Annotated in this window: 14 protein-coding genes and 1 other RNA gene; 8 read left to right on the top strand and 7 right to left on the bottom strand. The window is 47.2% G+C overall.

All coding sequences use genetic code 11. The annotated features are described in order from the left end of the window. Nucleotide 1: 1 nt before the first annotated feature. Nucleotides 2–514: a fasciclin domain-containing protein gene (locus QU605_RS10550; protein WP_289725274.1), complete on the bottom strand. Its 513-nt coding sequence runs from the start codon at nucleotides 512–514 to the stop codon at nucleotides 2–4. A 203-nt stretch (nucleotides 515–717) separates the two neighbouring features. Here QU605_RS10550 and QU605_RS10555 point away from each other — a divergent pair, with 203 nt between their 5' ends. Next, nucleotides 718–1,425, top strand: coding sequence for a hypothetical protein (locus QU605_RS10555; RefSeq protein ID WP_289725275.1), 708 nt, complete (start codon nucleotides 718–720; stop codon nucleotides 1,423–1,425). Nucleotides 1,426–1,484: 59 nt separating this feature from the next. Here QU605_RS10555 and QU605_RS10560 read toward each other — a convergent pair whose 3' ends face one another. After that, nucleotides 1,485–3,113: an ABC-F family ATP-binding cassette domain-containing protein gene (locus QU605_RS10560; protein ID WP_289725276.1), complete on the bottom strand. Its 1,629-nt coding sequence runs from the start codon at nucleotides 3,111–3,113 to the stop codon at nucleotides 1,485–1,487. A 174-nt stretch (nucleotides 3,114–3,287) separates the two neighbouring features. Between QU605_RS10560 and QU605_RS10565 the strand changes: the two genes are divergently transcribed. Continuing rightward, nucleotides 3,288–4,676: a TlpA family protein disulfide reductase gene (locus tag QU605_RS10565; protein WP_289725277.1), complete on the top strand. Its 1,389-nt coding sequence runs from the start codon at nucleotides 3,288–3,290 to the stop codon at nucleotides 4,674–4,676. Nucleotides 4,677–4,767: 91 nt separating this feature from the next. Here the strand turns inward: QU605_RS10565 and fsa are convergent, their stop codons facing one another. The 3 genes from fsa to ffs form a co-directional block, all read right to left on the bottom strand. Then, nucleotides 4,768–5,424, bottom strand: a complete 657-nt coding sequence (gene fsa, locus QU605_RS10570; RefSeq protein ID WP_289725278.1) for a fructose-6-phosphate aldolase — start codon at nucleotides 5,422–5,424, stop codon at nucleotides 4,768–4,770. 49 nt (nucleotides 5,425–5,473) lie between these two features. Beyond that, entirely contained in the window at nucleotides 5,474–6,289 is an 816-nt protein-coding gene (locus QU605_RS10575; protein ID WP_289725279.1) for an SDR family oxidoreductase, read from the bottom strand. A 74-nt stretch (nucleotides 6,290–6,363) separates the two neighbouring features. Continuing rightward, nucleotides 6,364–6,462, bottom strand: an RNA gene (ffs, locus tag QU605_RS10580) — signal recognition particle sRNA small type. Nucleotides 6,463–6,523: 61 nt separating this feature from the next. Here ffs and QU605_RS10585 point away from each other — a divergent pair. Next, nucleotides 6,524–7,564, top strand: a complete 1,041-nt coding sequence (locus QU605_RS10585) for a glutaminyl-peptide cyclotransferase (RefSeq protein ID WP_289725280.1) — start codon at nucleotides 6,524–6,526, stop codon at nucleotides 7,562–7,564. Then, nucleotides 7,564–7,953, top strand: a complete 390-nt coding sequence (locus QU605_RS10590; RefSeq protein WP_289725281.1) for an acyl-CoA thioesterase — start codon at nucleotides 7,564–7,566, stop codon at nucleotides 7,951–7,953. The genes QU605_RS10585 and QU605_RS10590 overlap by 1 nt, the downstream gene beginning before the upstream one ends. A 21-nt stretch (nucleotides 7,954–7,974) precedes the next feature. On the opposite strand, the gene glyA is transcribed toward QU605_RS10590, so the two are convergent. Further along, the gene (gene glyA / locus QU605_RS10595; protein WP_289725282.1) at nucleotides 7,975–9,249 is read right to left on the bottom strand and encodes a serine hydroxymethyltransferase; all 1,275 of its coding nucleotides are present in this window, start codon (nucleotides 9,247–9,249) and stop codon (nucleotides 7,975–7,977) included. A gap of 110 nt (nucleotides 9,250–9,359) precedes the next feature. On the opposite strand from glyA, the gene fahA reads away from it, so the two are divergent. Both fahA and QU605_RS10605 read left to right on the top strand, forming a co-directional pair. Then, the gene (gene fahA, locus QU605_RS10600) at nucleotides 9,360–10,655 is read left to right on the top strand and encodes a fumarylacetoacetase (RefSeq protein ID WP_289725283.1); all 1,296 of its coding nucleotides are present in this window, start codon (nucleotides 9,360–9,362) and stop codon (nucleotides 10,653–10,655) included. 113 nt (nucleotides 10,656–10,768) lie between these two features. After that, nucleotides 10,769–11,956 (top strand): hypothetical protein, encoded by a 1,188-nt coding sequence (locus QU605_RS10605; protein ID WP_289725284.1) that lies wholly within the window; start codon nucleotides 10,769–10,771, stop codon nucleotides 11,954–11,956. A gap of 35 nt (nucleotides 11,957–11,991) precedes the next feature. Here the strand turns inward: QU605_RS10605 and ytxJ are convergent, their stop codons facing one another. Then, the gene (gene ytxJ / locus QU605_RS10610) at nucleotides 11,992–12,399 is read right to left on the bottom strand and encodes a bacillithiol system redox-active protein YtxJ (RefSeq protein WP_289725285.1); all 408 of its coding nucleotides are present in this window, start codon (nucleotides 12,397–12,399) and stop codon (nucleotides 11,992–11,994) included. A 131-nt stretch (nucleotides 12,400–12,530) separates the two neighbouring features. On the opposite strand from ytxJ, the gene clpB reads away from it, so the two are divergent. Both clpB and QU605_RS10620 read left to right on the top strand, forming a co-directional pair. Next, a complete protein-coding gene (gene clpB, locus QU605_RS10615; protein WP_289725286.1) occupies nucleotides 12,531–15,131 on the top strand; it encodes an ATP-dependent chaperone ClpB in 2,601 nt (866 codons plus the stop codon). A 117-nt stretch (nucleotides 15,132–15,248) separates the two neighbouring features. Next, the gene (locus QU605_RS10620; protein WP_289725287.1) at nucleotides 15,249–15,845 is read left to right on the top strand and encodes a TetR/AcrR family transcriptional regulator; all 597 of its coding nucleotides are present in this window, start codon (nucleotides 15,249–15,251) and stop codon (nucleotides 15,843–15,845) included. The last annotated feature ends 2 nt before the right edge of the window (nucleotides 15,846–15,847 follow it).

The following is a 15,847-nucleotide window of genomic DNA, read 5'->3' on the forward strand; positions in this document are numbered from 1 at the left end:
TTCAGGGGATCGGGGTTCCGGGAAACACAACACGGTCTATTTCATGCATCACGAAATTTTCAGTATTGGCGTCTGCTGCAACGATTCTCGAAGTATTTCCCGAACAATCCATAAGAACAATGTCAACACCCTCCAGGGTAGCAATTAATTCCTCACCCTGAATGGTTGTGAGTATCGCAGCCCCTTCCCCCCTGCAAAGCGCTTTAAGGATTCGGGATGCCGTTAATTCTCCTGCCACTATATGATAGGATATCAGAGAATTCAGCTGTCTTTGATAGCCCGGCTGCTTTTGGTTTAATTGTTCATCCAGTTTTTGGAATGCCTTATCTGAGGGGGCGAAAATCGTAAAGGTGCCGCCATTGGCCAGGGTTTCACCGAGTTCCGAATGTCGCAAGGCTTCTGAAAAGGCTTGATACCCCTTTGCTGAAATTGAAGCTTGTGGCACCACCTGGGCCTTCAGGGACAACATCAGAAAAAAAAACCCGCATAGCAGGTAGAAGGGGGTAATTCGCATGGCATGGTCTTGATTGGGGCGAAAATTAAACTATCGATAAACGGTTCATTTTCATCGACAAAATAACACAAATCATTGAATTGATTGAAAGAATTACTACTAAAGCAGGTTTTTTAACACTTTTTAGTGCCTTATGAGGCTACTTATCGTTTGACATGATGGATATCATTTTTTAACTTTGAAACATTGCTAAAAGAAAAAGAATGTTTGAACGAACCAATATCGAGTTAAAGCTCGATGCAGAGCGGGGCGCTGTACCCGACCGCACAGCCCTAGAGAACCTGCTCAAAGGCGTTGAAATCGAATTGCCCTCTTATACGGAGGCACCCGGGAAGAAGGTCAGGCCCGCATCTGTAAATCAGTTTGACTTTGATAGCCTGGACACCTCCCGGATCTATCACCTGGATCACATCCGGAATATTTGCATCGATTACCGACTCCGTTTCCTTGACCTGAAATATTTTAAACCGGAACTCCCCCAGGAGGCCCGGGAAGCCATTGCTGAAATCGAGGAAGTGCACCAAACCGAATTACAGGGACTTAAGATCATTGCACCATCCCGTCTTTTTAAACTGGCAGATAAAGATGACCCCCTGCTCTTTGTGCCTATGGGTAACCAATATTTTTACCTCGTCCACAAATGGGGGAACGACCTGCACCCGTTGCGCAAATTATTGGTTTGGCCCTTTAAGAGTATGGTTAATTTAATCCTGCTGATCGTCCTGGCGAGTTATTTGCTTACCCTTGTGGTACCTGAAGGACTATTTTCCAAAAACGGCAGCCAGACCGAATTCTGGATTATTTTCTTCTTTGTCCTTAAATCCGTTATGGCAATTGCCATTTACTTCGGTATTGCCAAAGGGAAAAATTTCAATCCGGCCATTTGGAACAGCAAGTATTTCAACGCCTGAAAGCGCAGAAACCGAGCTAACCCCATTAAGAAGTAGCAAGTTCTGAAGCGTGCCACCTCCTATACGGGCACCTGGTATAATTTTTCGCGTTGTTCCTTTAAGGCTGCATCTGTCATGTAATCGTCGAAGGTGAGGTACCTGTCTACTGTATGTGTAGGCGTAAGTTCGACGATGCGATTGGCCACCGTTTGGGCAAACTGATGGTCATGCGTTGTAAAAATAACGGTTCCTTTGAACTGCTTTAAAGAGTTATTGAAGGCGGTGATGCTCTCCAGATCGAGATGGTTGGTAGGTTCATCCAGGAGGAGTACATTGGCGCGCTGCAACATCATCCGGCTCAACATACACCTTACTTTTTCCCCTCCGGATAAAACAGAACACTTTTTTAAGGCCTCTTCCCCGCTAAACAACATTTTGCCAAGAAAACCCCGAAGATAAACTTCTTCCTTTTCCTCCTGGGTTTTTGCCCATTGTCGAAGCCAGTCCACCAGGTTGTTGTCACTGTTGAAGAAATGGCTGTTATCGGCAGGAAGGTAGGAAACAGAAGTCGTTACCCCCCATGAAAATGTCCCGCCTTCAGGCTTCCGATTTCCGGAAATGATTTCATAAAAAGCTGTCGTAGCTCGGCTATCCCGGGAGATCAGGGCCACTTTGTCCCCCCGATTAAGGTTGAGTTCCCCTTTGCGAAACAGCCAGTCCCCTTCTTCGCTTCGGGCCTCAAGACCCTGGATATTCAGAATCTGATCCCCGGCTTCGCGTTCCCTGTCGAAGATGATCGCAGGGTATCTCCTGCTGGAGGGTTTAATGTCTTCAATTTTGAGTTTAGCCAACATTTTCTTCCTGGATGTAGCCTGTTTGCTCTTTGCCACATTCGCGCTAAAACGCTGGATGAATTCCTGTAGTTCTTTTGCTTTGTCTTCAGCCTTCCGGTTTTGCTGGGCTCGCTGACGCGCAGCCAGCTGACTGCTCTCGTACCAAAAAGTATAGTTTCCACTATGCATATTGATCTTTCCAAAATCTATGTCTGCAACGTGCGTACAGACGGCATCCAGAAAGTGCCGGTCGTGAGAAACCACAATCACCAGGTTTTCATAGTTGGCCAGAAAATGCTCCAACCAACTGATCGTTTCATAATCAAGGTCGTTTGTGGGCTCATCCATTACGAGGACATCGGGATTCCCGAAAAGGGCCTGAGCAAGCAAAACGCGAACCTTTAGCTTCGAATCGAGATCGGACATGCTCTTGTAATGCAAGTCTTCTTTGATCCCCAAATTCGAGAGCATAGCAGCCGCATCGCTCTCAGCATTCCAGCCATTCATCTCCTCAAAGGCCACCTGTAACTCCCCTATCCTGTCCGCATTTGCATCATCGTAGTCCGCATAAAGCGCGTCCATTTCAGTTTTGATGGCAAAAAGGGGCTTATTACCCATCATTACGGTTTCCAAAACTGGCTTATCGTCGTAGGCATTGTGATTCTGTTCGAGTACCGACATCCGTTTGCCTGGTTCCAGGATAACATGGCCTGAAGTGGGATCGACCGTACCCGCCAGTATTTTCAGGAAAGTTGATTTACCGGCACCATTTGCACCGATAACACCATAACAATTTCCTGGAGTAAAGGTTACATTGACCTCATCAAACAATACCCGTTTACCAAATTGAACAGAAAGATTCGAAACCGCTAACATACAGGGAGCATTAAAATTTTGGCAAAAATACGTAAAATTAAACCGGAACCAGCCCATAGCAGATACCCAAATAACAGATTGACCCGTCTTTAGGAGGTACTTTTAACTAGCTCTTAACAAGGGGCCTATCCCGCTTTCTTTAGCTTTGTAATTGATTCCATGTGGAAAGACTCTATGATAAGATTTTTATCGTTGCTTATTTTAGTTGGGGTATGGGGGTGTCAGGAAGCAGTAGAAGACTCCAATCCTGTATACATTTCGGGGGAAATTGTAAACCCAACCGACCCTTACGTCATTCTTTTTAAAGGGGAAGAGCCTTTGGATTCTGCCCTGCTTGATGCGCAGAACCGGTTCGTGCTCCGCATTGATTCCCTTGAAAACGGACTCTACAATTTCTTTCACCGACCAGAGTTCCAGTATATCTACCTCGAACAGGGGGACAGCATTCAGGTCCGCCTAAATACAGTTGCCTTTGATGAATCCCTCGTCTTTTCAGGTTCTGGAGAAGGGGTAAACAATTTTCTCATCGATTTCTTTCTCGAATCTGAAGGAGAAGAAAACCTGATCCGCGAAATGTTCATTCCGATGGAGCCATCGGCCTTCAGCGTAAAGCTGGATTCCCTCAAGGCCAGAAAGCTGAGACAACTCGATGAGCTCAAAACCGAATTCCCCATAACAGAGGGTGCCTATCACACGGCCAAGGCCAGTATCCTCTACAAGAATTACTACTACAAAGAAAAATACCCGTTTTGGCACCGCAAACTAACCGGAGATGCCAAAGGGGTGCATGAGCTTCCGGAGGATTTCTACGCGTACAGGTCAGAGGTGACCTATGATGATCCCAGCCTGACCTTCCTCAAGCCATATCACGACTTTATGATTTTCCATATTGGAAATCTCGCTTATATGGGGTGTAAAAAAGCCTGTGAAATCAGCTCGGATAATAAGGTGGGTAATCAACTCCATTTCAATCAGCACCAACTGCAGTTGATAGATAGTCTGGTTACCGGGGATGAATTGAGGGACAACCTTTTTAGAACGGTCGCATTTGACTATTTACTCAAGTATGACTCTCAGGAGAACCTGGATCAGTTTATGTCCGATTTTCACAAGCGATCTGAAAACAACAGGCATAATCAGGAAATCGATGCCCTGAGCGAGGCGATCCGAAAACTGAGTACAGATGAGGTAATGCCCGATCTGACGGTGGAAGATGCTGCAGGGAAAGTCCATAGTCTCCGGGATATCGCAGGAGCCGGTCCGGTCGTCTTTTACTTTTGGTCCGGCCCACAGCAACATCACCTGGCCAATATCACCCGTAGAATAGGCTCCCTGAAAGAGGAATACAAGGAATATCGGTTTGTTGGGATCTGCCTGCGCACGGAGAAAGCCCGTTGGAATTCAATGGTTTCTACCTACGGACTGAATGCGGAGGATCAATATTGGGCTGAGGATTTTGAAGACTTCGCCCATACGCTGGTGGTTTATCACCCCTACAAGAGTATCGTTGCCAGAAACGGGAAGATTGTCAATGGTTTTGCCAACCTCAACACTTCGTTCTAACGCTTCCGGATACCCGGATAAGAGGGAGTAAAAAGTGCAATAAAACACCTGGGCACAACTCTAGCCCGGGGCATTCGAAATCCATACAGGTCTACGCGTTCCCTTTTCGATAATCAGCCAGAAACTTTTCGAGACCGCTGTCGGTTAGCGGATGTTTTAAGAGGCTTTCAATTGAAGAGAGTGGCCCTGTCATCACGTCCGCACCCAACCTGGCACAATCGATTATGTGCATCGCATGGCGAACAGAGGCAGCCAGAATTTGGGTCTCAAAGGCATAGTTGTCGTAAATCTCCCGAATTTCAGCTATAAGCCTTAAACCATCTGAGGAGATATCATCCAAGCGCCCTATAAACGGGGATACATAGGTAGCTCCTGCTTTCGCAGCCAAAAGTGCCTGCCCGGGTGAGAAAACCAGGGTGCAGTTTGTTCGGATACCATTTAGGGAAAAGTACCTCAGCGCTTTGACACCGTCGCGAATCATTGGAACTTTTACGACGATTTGTTCGTGCAAATCAGCAAGCTCCTCCCCTTCTTTGATCATTTCGTCAAAGGTGGTCCCGATTACCTCGGCAGACACGTCACCCTGAGCGATATTGCAGATTTCGACATAGTGCTTCAGAATATTGTTCTTACCCGTAATCCCTTCCTTAGCCATTAAGGAGGGGTTTGTGGTAACCCCGTCCAGAACGCCGAGTTCTTCGGCCTCCCGAATCTGATCCAAATTTGCAGTATCGATAAAAAATTTCATGATATAAAGGTTTTAAGGTGGGTAATTCCAGCACTATCGAGCGGCAAAATTACAACTTATAGTGATTTAACAAGAGTCGTTCATACAATTTGTCCGGAAGGAGTTTTTTGAGCGTTATGGAGAATCGCTGAAGTGGGCTTCCCACCGTATAATGCACACTGGGATTTTTCTTCCTGAGGATTTGAAAAACTTTGTGCGCTACGGCATCCGGTGGTTTTGCTTCACCCACATGTTCATCCATCAAGGAGAGGCTATGCTTATAGGTGTCGCGGTAAGGGGAATCCTCGAGAATCGGGCTGTGGTAACGACCAGAGGCGATATTGGTGGCAAAATCACCGGGGGCCAGACTACTCATTCGGATGCCGAATGCCCTGAGTTCCATCCTGTAGGCTTCGGTTACCAGTTCCAGAGCACCTTTGGTGGCAGAGTAAATTCCTCGGAAGGGCAGTCCCATATAACCTGCAACCGATGTGATATTCAGAATAAAGCCCTTTTTACGTTCCCTCATATGTGGCAGCACTTCCTGAATCATCCGCAATGGCCCGTGGAGGTTTGTCTCAAATGCATTGAGGGCTGCACTGTGCGGTGTCTCCTCCAGGGGTCCGGTAATACCAACACCTGCATTATTGATCAGGATATCAATACGTTCTTCCCTTCGAATCAGTGCTTCCACAGCCTCCCGAACGGAAGCTGATTCCTGAACATCCATTTTGAGAAGTGGAAAATCGTTAAAATCAGGGTATTTCAGAGGATTCCGAGCCGTGCCATATACGATATAGCCCTGGGACTTCAAAAAGCGTCCAATGCATCTTCCAATTCCGGAAGAGCCCCCTGTAATGAGAACAACTTCAGCAGGTGGTTTCATAAGCGCAAAATACTAAAAAAGCCTTTGAAAGCAGTGACCGGCAAGGGTTTAAAACCTGAGTATAGGGCATAAAAAAACGGCAAGCTACCTACATCGCACTGCTACGACCACATACCCTTGCTGCGTTCCCACCCTGGGGGATTCTGCAGGAGCTAGTCGTGTAGGACTTGCCGAATGCAAATATACATTCTTTTTGTGTTTGTGACAATGCATTTACATGTGTAATTTAGCATCATGACTGTATTAAAATTCTGTTTTTCATTTTCGGTCTTAAGCCTTTTTCTGGCTTGCAGTGAAACCGATCTTTCCAAGAACTTTTCACTTGAAATCGAGGGGAATGCCAAAAAGCTCCAACAAGGCCAGACCGTTGGTGTCCAGCTTAAGAATCGGGCCAACTTGCCGATTGACTCCATTGTATATGTATTGGACGGCAGCCCGGTCACGCTGGAAGCCGGAGGCCTTACCCTGAATTCCCCTGTACTGGGAACCAAAAACCTCCAGGCCAAAATATTTTCAGAGGGCCGGAACGTTACGGTCTCCAGGGAGTTACTGGTTTTAGCTGAAAGCAGGCCTGCGCTGTATACTTATGAAATTGTAAATACCTTCCCGCACGACCCCAAAGCCTTTACCCAGGGACTTGAATTTTATCGGGACACCCTTTATGAAAGCACAGGTCGGAGGGGCACCTCTTCCCTGCGCAAGGTTAATTATCAAACTGGTGAGGTCCTGCAGAAAACGGATCTGGAAGATCAATATTTCGGAGAAGGCCTTACGGTATTGAACGACACCATTTTCATGCTTACCTGGCAGGCCGGGACCGGTTTTATGTACGACCGTAAAACACTTCAAAAGCTCGGCAGCTTTCAATACGGGGAAAGCAAAGAGGGCTGGGGACTCACCAATGACGGAAAACGTATTTTCAAAAGCGATGGCACCCAGCGTATCTGGATCCTGGATCCGGCCACGCTGAAGGAAACCGGATACCTGGAGACGGTTACCGATAAATCGGTTTTCAATAAGGCCAATGAGCTGGAATATGTCGGGGGCAAGCTTTATGCCAATGTCTGGCAGAAAGAAAGTATGATGATTATCGATGCAGAATCCGGGGCCATTGAAGGAGTTGTGAATTTCGGGGGCCTGAAAGAAAAAGTCGGACAACACCCTGACCTGGATGTCTTTAACGGCGTAGCCTACCATCCGCAGCGACAGACCTTTTTCGTGACGGGAAAAAACTGGGACACCCTTTTTGAAGTCCGGATTTCCAAAAAAAATTAATGAACACTTTCCATATAAACGTTACCGTAGCTCCCGAACACCTGGATGACCTGAATCATGTGAATAATGTGCAATACCTGGAATGGGTGCAGCAGGTTTCAAAGGCACACTGGCAAAAACTAAGTTTGCCGGAATGGGATATGCATTATATTTGGGTCGTCCACAGTCACCTGATCCGGTATCACCAACCAGCATTTCTCGGGGAAGAACTCGTCATCAGTACCTTTATCAAAGCGGCCAAAGGGGCCAAGTCGGAGCGCCACGTACATATAACGCGAAAGGGAATGGAGCCCCCCCTTGTTACCTGTGAGACTATTTGGGTATTGCTGGATGCTAAATCGGGTAAACCCGTTCGGGTACCTGCAGAAATGATCAGCGCGCTGGAATAAGACCCCAACTATATCGGATGGCTACCCTGCGAAAAGAGGCCTGTCTCCCATAAATGCGTTGATTTCCTTTTTCACACGTGTTGCCACTGTTTCGGATTCAGGGTCGGTAAGGACCTGATCGATCCATTTCACGATTCCCTCCATGTCGCCCTCTTTTAGGCCCCTGGTCGTAATGGCAGCGGTTCCGAAGCGAATTCCGGAGGTAACGAAGGGCGATTTATCATCAAAAGGAACCATATTCTTATTGGCTGTGATATCTGCCAGGACCAATGCCTTTTCTGCCGCCTTACCTGTGATACCTTTATTTCGAAGGTCGATGAGCATCATGTGGTTATCTGTGCCTCCCGAAATGATGTGGTATCCCTTATCGGTGAATGCTTTGGCCATGGCCTTCGCGTTCTTTTGTACCTGTATCATATAATGGAGGAAATCATCACTGATGGCCTGTCCAAAGGCTATAGCCTTGGCAGCTACAATATGCTCCAGGGGCCCACCCTGATTCCCTGGAAAGACCGCAAGATCAATAAGTGCCGACATTTTTCTCAGTGCCCCCGATTTGAGCCGAATGTCAAAAGGATTGTCAAAGTCGGACCCCATTAGGATCAGTCCGCCCCTGGGCCCTCTCAGTGTTTTATGCGTCGTGGTGGTAACAAAATGGCAATGGGGAACCGGGTCGCTTAGAATTCCTTTTGCAATAAGGCCGGCGGGATGGGCTATATCTGCAAGCAAGAAGGCGCCCACCTCATCTGCAATTTCACGGAAGCGCGCAAAGTCCATGTCCCTCGAGTAGGCCGATGCCCCAGCGATGATCAGACTCGGTTTTTCACTCCTTGCAATTTCAGCAATCCGGTCGTAATTCAACAGTCCGGTCTCCTGATCCACGCCGTAAAAAACGGGACGGTATAACTTACCTGAGAAATTTACCGGAGAACCGTGCGTGAGGTGTCCTCCATGAGAAAGATCGAAGCCCAGGATGGTATCTCCGGGTTTTAAGATGGCCTGATAGACCGCGGCATTGGCCTGTGATCCCGAATGGGGTTGCACATTGGCATACGTAGCCCCAAAGAGCTCCTTTGCCCGGTCGATAGCGATCTGCTCTACCTGATCGACAATTTCACACCCCCCGTAATACCTTTTACCCGGGTATCCTTCGGCGTACTTATTGGTCAGTACAGATCCCGAAGCTTCCATAACCTGAGGACTTGCGAAATTCTCTGAGGCAATAAGTTCTATACCGTTAATTTGTCTCCTTTCTTCTGCTTGGATCAGTTCAAAGATCTCCAGGTCTCTTTCCATAGGTAATACGGTGTTTTTGGATCGGGTAAAAGTACAAATTGAGTCGGGTTAAACCAGATAAAATAATATCTTTGAGAAGGAATTTATTAAACATCAATTAACATTTGTCCATGCCTATAAAAGCGAACGATCCGAGCCGTGTTTCTTGGCTGCCGGTTGCCTCAGACTCCGATTTTCCAATTCAGAATATCCCATTTGGGGTTTTTCTCACCCGGGATGACGTCATCACTATAGGCACGCGCATCGGGGATATGGCCATTGACCTGGGAGCATTGCATCAATTGGGGTACCTGAGGGATATTCCGCTGACTGATGATATTTTTCTTCAGGATTCCCTGAATGATTTTATTTCCGATGGCAAAAAGACCTGGAGGGCCGTTCGAAACCGTATTGCCGAGATCTTCGATATTCACAACGAAGAATTGCAAAAGAACGAAGCGCATAAAAAAATCATCCTCTTTGCCCTGGAAGAGATCGAAATGCAATTACCGGTACAGATCGGGGATTATACAGATTTTTATTCCAGCAGGGAGCACGCTACAAATGTCGGAAAGATGTTCCGGGATCCGGAAAATGCGCTCCTGCCCAACTGGCTCCACATACCCGTGGGCTATCACGGACGCAGTTCGACCATAATCCCTAGTGGAACGCCGATTCGCAGGCCCTATGGGCAGACGTTGCCCAAAGACTCCAAGACACCGGTTTTCGGTCCTTCCCAGAGAGTGGATTTTGAATTGGAAATGGCCTTTATCACCACGGATGCAAACAAATTGGGAGAAGCCATTCCTGTTAATGACGCCGAGGACTACATATTTGGCCTGGTTTTATTCAATGACTGGAGTGCACGGGACATACAGAAATGGGAATACGTGCCTTTGGGACCATTTTTGGGTAAAAGTTTTGCCTCATCGATTTCTCCCTGGATCGTTACCCTAGATGCCCTCGAGCCTTTCAGGGTTGAAAGTCCTGAGCAAGACCCCAAACCCTTTCCCTACTTAAGGCAGGAGGGGCCGGGAAGTTTTGATATCGAACTGGAAGTAGACCTGATTCCGGAATCCGGAGAAACCAATACCATATGCCATTCCAACTTCCGGTATATGTACTGGACTATGGCGCAGCAACTCGCGCATCATACCATCAACGGGTGTAAGATCAACAGTGGCGATATGATGGGTAGCGGTACGATCTCGGGAACAACTGAGGATTCCTATGGCTCCATGCTGGAACTCGCATGGATGGGCAGTAAACCCCTTACCCTGAAGAATGGAGAAACCCGAACATTTATCGACGACCTGGACACCGTGGTCCTGAGGGGATACTGCAAAAGAGACGGTTTGCGTATCGGGTTCGGGGAGGTGCGATCCCAACTCCTGCCCCCCTTAACCCCTAAAGGCGAGACCAGATAGCGCTTCGGGTGATTTCGACCTGTATATACTAACTCTTATCGATTTTCGTTCTAGTTTCGACTGGTTTTGGCATGCCTATTGAATTATGCCATTAAACCCAAATCGAAATAACCATGAAACGATCCATTATCATCGTAATGCTCCTGGCATTCGTCTATAGCTGCGGAGGTGTCAAAAAAACGCAGCAAGCCCTGAATACAGGGAATTATCTCCAAGCTATCAATTCTTCGGTCATGGAATTGGCCGAAAACAAAACTCGAAAGAACAAACAGTCGTATGTGGTACTTCTCGAAGAAGCCTATGCGAAATATATCGAATTCGAGGAGCAGCAAATCAATTTCCTGAAGAAGGACGGAAATCCTGCCCATTTAGAAGAAATTTATAAAAGGTATAGTGAAATGCGGAATGTTCAGAATCGGATCCGCCCGCTACTCCCATTACCCATTTACGAAGAAAATCGGGAGGCGCGGTTTAGCTTTCCAAATTACGAGAATGAACTCCTGGCTGTTCAGGAATCCCTCTCATCCTACCTGTATGAGAATGCCTCGCAAATTTTGGGTAATGCTACCCAGAAATGGGAGTTCCGCAAAGCCTACGAGGACTTTAAATACCTCAATGAAATCAATCCGGGATATGCAGACACCCGGGATCAGATGGATTATGCCTATCAGAATGGGTTGGATTATGTTAAGGTTCGTATGATCAACGATTCCCAGCAAATCATCCCGGAACGCCTCGAAGCGGACTTACTGAATTTCAACACCTATGGCCTGAATAGTTTATGGACTGCCTACCATACCAACCCGTTGGATGAAATCGATTATGACTACGAAATGCAGGTTGCCTTTCGCGATATTGTAATCTCACCGGAACAGGTTTCCGAGAGGCAGGTCATTAAGGAGCGTCAGATCAAAGATGGCACTCAGGACCTCATCGATGAAGAGGGCAATGTCGTCCGGGATAGTCTCGGGAACCGAATCGTTATTGATCGCCTGAGGACCGTGCGTTGCAATTACTACGAATTCACCCAGCAGAAAATTGCGCAGGTTGTTGGAAACGTAAATTTTGTGGACTTGCGTACCCGTCAGTCGCTGAACTCCTATCCGCTAACAAGCGAGTTTCAGTTTCAGCATATCTATGCGAACTACGATGGTGACCGGCGCGCCCTGGATAATGATTTAGTCGCCAGACTGGGTCTTGCCGCTGTTCCTTTTCCGACGGATGAAGAAATGGTGTACAACGCAGGAGAAGACATAAAAAACAGGATTAAAAATATTTTAAAGAATCAGCGATTCCAATAGGAACATCGTCAGATATTCTGAATTTGAAACCCGGCTCAGGCCGGGTTTTGTTGTAAATCGTCCGGACTGAGCATGCCGATATCCCCATGTGAGACATGTTTGAAGACGCCATCTTTATCCAGAACCAAAACCTGAGGAGATTGATGCATGACACCATAGCGCTGGGCTATTTCCCGGGACAGCTCGCGATATCGGATTAAATCCAGGAAATAGAAATCGGCCAGGTCTCCTGAAGCCGCCCACTGTTTTTCAAACCTTCTGAGCATCATACCGCTTAAACCGCAGGAGGTCGAATGTTTGAACACGACTTGCGGTTTGGACTTTCGACCCTCATCGATGCGATTCAAATCCGCAATGTTTTCTAAATACAGCCAGGATACAGGTTCCTGCCCGTCCTTTGACACCTCGTCAGGTAATCCAAAAAGGGTCTTGAATAACTTCATAAAACGCAATTATAACTGCCTATTTGACGTGTAAAAATGTTTTTTTACTGTCATTCTGTCGCCTGATATGGGATGGTAAGATTCTTGCCCTATGCCTACCGTAATAAATCAGGAATCTAAAGATAACAATAATGAACATAAATAATTTTACCATAAAATCACAGGAAGCGATTCAGCAGGCGCAGCAGCTGGCTCAGGAGCTCGGGCATCAGCAGGTTGAGAACGAGCATTTGTACAAGGCGATTTCACTCACAGATGAAAACGTGCTTCCTTTTCTATTAAAAAAACTCACTGCGAACGAGGCTATGGTTGCGCAAATCCTCGAAAAAGAACTCGAAAGTTTCCCAAAAGTATCCGGAGGAAATCTCATGTTCTCCAGCGAGGCGGGTAAAACCCTTAACGAAGCCGCTATTATCGCCAAGAATATGGGCGATGAATTCGTTTCAATAGAACATCTGGTACTGGCCATTTTTAAATCAAAAAGCAAAATAGCCCGTATCCTTAAAGATCAGGGGATCACGGAAAAAGATCTCAAGGCGGGTATTGAAGCCCTGCGAAAGGGGGGCAAGGTAACCTCCCAAAGCGCCGAAGACACCTATAATTCACTCGATAAATACGCGCGAAACCTCAATGAATTGGCGGATAGTGGGAAACTCGACCCGGTAATTGGAAGGGATGAAGAGATCAGGCGCATTCTTCAAATACTATCCAGAAGGACGAAAAATAATCCCATGCTGGTTGGAGAACCCGGAACAGGTAAAACGGCAATTGCCGAAGGTCTCGCACACCGGATTATTCAGGGGGATGTCCCTGAAAACCTGAAGGACAAAGTGATTTATTCCCTCGACATGGGGGCGCTGATTGCAGGCGCCAAGTATAAAGGGGAATTCGAGGAGCGCCTCAAATCGGTCATCAAGGAGGTCACAGGCTCTGATGGAAACATCGTCCTGTTCATTGATGAGATCCACACCCTTGTAGGTGCTGGTGGGGGCCAGGGGGCCATGGACGCTGCAAACATCCTTAAACCCGCTCTTGCGAGAGGGGAATTAAGGGCAATCGGCGCGACTACCCTGGATGAATACCAGAAATACTTTGAAAAAGACAAGGCTCTGGAGCGTCGCTTTCAAAAGATCACTGTGGATGAACCCGATACAGAAAGTGCGGTTTCCATTCTGAGAGGATTAAAGGAAAAGTACGAAACCCACCATAAGGTGCGGATCAAAGATGAAGCTGTACTGGCTGCCGTTGAGCTTTCTCAAAGGTATATCACAAACCGCTTCCTGCCCGATAAGGCCATTGATCTGATGGATGAAGCCGCTTCAAAACTTCGGATGGAAATCAATTCCAAACCTGAAGAACTGGACGCCATGGATCGGAGGATCATGCAGCTGGAGATTGAGATTGAAGCGATTAAACGCGAAGATGACCCCGCTAAGCTTAAAACCCTGAATGCCGAACTGGCGAACCTGAAAGAAGAGCGATCCTCTATTTTCGCCCAATGGGAACAGGAAAAGAGTGTGGTCGATTCCATTCAGAAGACCAAACAGGATATCGAAGATTACAAGCAGGAGGCAGAACGGGCCGAGCGAAACGGAGATTATGGTGTGGTGGCTGAACTGCGCTATGGAAAGATCAAAGATGCCCAGATAAAACTCGAAACCCTTCAACAGGATCTTGCCGAGCAGCAAGCTTCGGGAACTTTAATAAAAGAAGAAGTCACTGCCGATGATATTGCAGAGGTTGTGGCCAAATGGACGGGAATCCCGGTTACCAAAATGCTCCAAAGCGAAAGGGAAAAACTTCTGAACCTGGAAGACGTCCTGCACAGAAGAGTTATCGGACAGGATGAAGCCATTGGGGCTGTTTCCGATGCGATCCGGCGCAGCCGGGCCGGACTGCACGATCCCAAGAAACCCATAGGCTCCTTCCTCTTCTTAGGAACTACCGGAGTGGGGAAAACCGAGTTGGCCAAAACCCTGGCAGCCTATTTGTTCGACGATGAAAATGCCATTACGCGCATAGATATGAGCGAATATCAGGAACGGCATTCGGTCAGTCGTCTGGTAGGAGCACCTCCCGGATATGTCGGTTATGACGAAGGGGGACAATTGACAGAGGCAGTGAGGCGCAAGCCCTATTCCGTGGTATTACTGGACGAAATAGAAAAGGCCCACCCCGATACCTTTAACACCCTCCTTCAGGTACTCGATGAAGGAAGGCTTACCGATAATAAGGGAAGGGTTGCCGATTTCAAGAATACCATCATAATCATGACCAGTAATATGGGTAGCCATATCATTCAGGAGAAGTTTGAGGAGTATCCGGATATGGAGACCGCATCAGAGCATGCACGGACGGAAGTCCTGGAACTGTTGCGTAAGAACATCCGTCCGGAGTTCCTCAACCGGATTGATGACATCATCATGTTTACACCGCTCAATAGAGAGGACATCAAACAGGTGGTTCGACTACAGATCGAAAACTTGAAGAAGATGCTTGCTGAGCAGCATATCACTGTTGACGCCACTGAAGAGGCCATTGCGTATCTAGCGGACAAAGGATTTGATCCTCAGTATGGGGCACGCCCGATTAAAAGGACCATACAGAAAGAAGTCCTGAATAACCTTTCGAGGGAGATCCTCAAAGGCAGCGTTCACCCCGAGAGCATTGTATTGATCGATAGTTTTGAAAATGAACTCGTGTTTCGCAATGAGGATGAACTTGTAAAGTAGCCTTAAGAAACCCCGTAAATAGCCCCCGGATTCCCTTTGAATCCGGGGGTTCTTTTTTAAGTTGCATTATACCGTGCAGTATGCTATTTTTAACTTCTGACAAAAACCAACCCCTCCATGAGTACAAAAGCTGAGCGGACTACCGCCTTTATTATCGAAACTGTAGCTCCCATATTTAACCGACAGGGGTATGTAGGAACGAGTATGAGCGATCTTACCGAGGCGACAGGACTCACCAAAGGGGCCTTGTACGGGAACTTTGAGAATAAGGATGCCCTCGCTTTGTCAGCTTTTCAATACAATACCACAAAGCTTTTAGGAGCTATCGATGAAGTACTCAGCAAGGAAGGCAGTGCCATGGAGAAATTGTACCGCCTTATTAATTTCTACAGGACCTACGATATATTTACAAATTCAATGGGGGGCTGTCCGATACTCAATACAGGGGTTGACGCTCAGCACAACCATCGCGTCCTTGCGGCTGCAACACGGGAAACCGCCAGAATCATAGAAGGTAAGATTGCCCTGGTGCTGGAAGAAGGGGTGAACAGCGGAGAAATGAAATTACCTGTCCCGCCCCTGCAGTTCGCCAAACAATTTTATACGATGATCATGGGTGCGGTGGCTATGGCGACCATAATGAGTGATCGCAAATACCTCTTTAACACTACTGCCTATCTGGAGGTCCTGATCCAAAAGGAAATCAAAAAATAATT

Origin of the sequence: Robiginitalea aurantiaca (assembly GCF_030380815.1) — a bacterium.
GTDB lineage: Bacteria > Bacteroidota > Bacteroidia > Flavobacteriales > Flavobacteriaceae > Robiginitalea > Robiginitalea aurantiaca.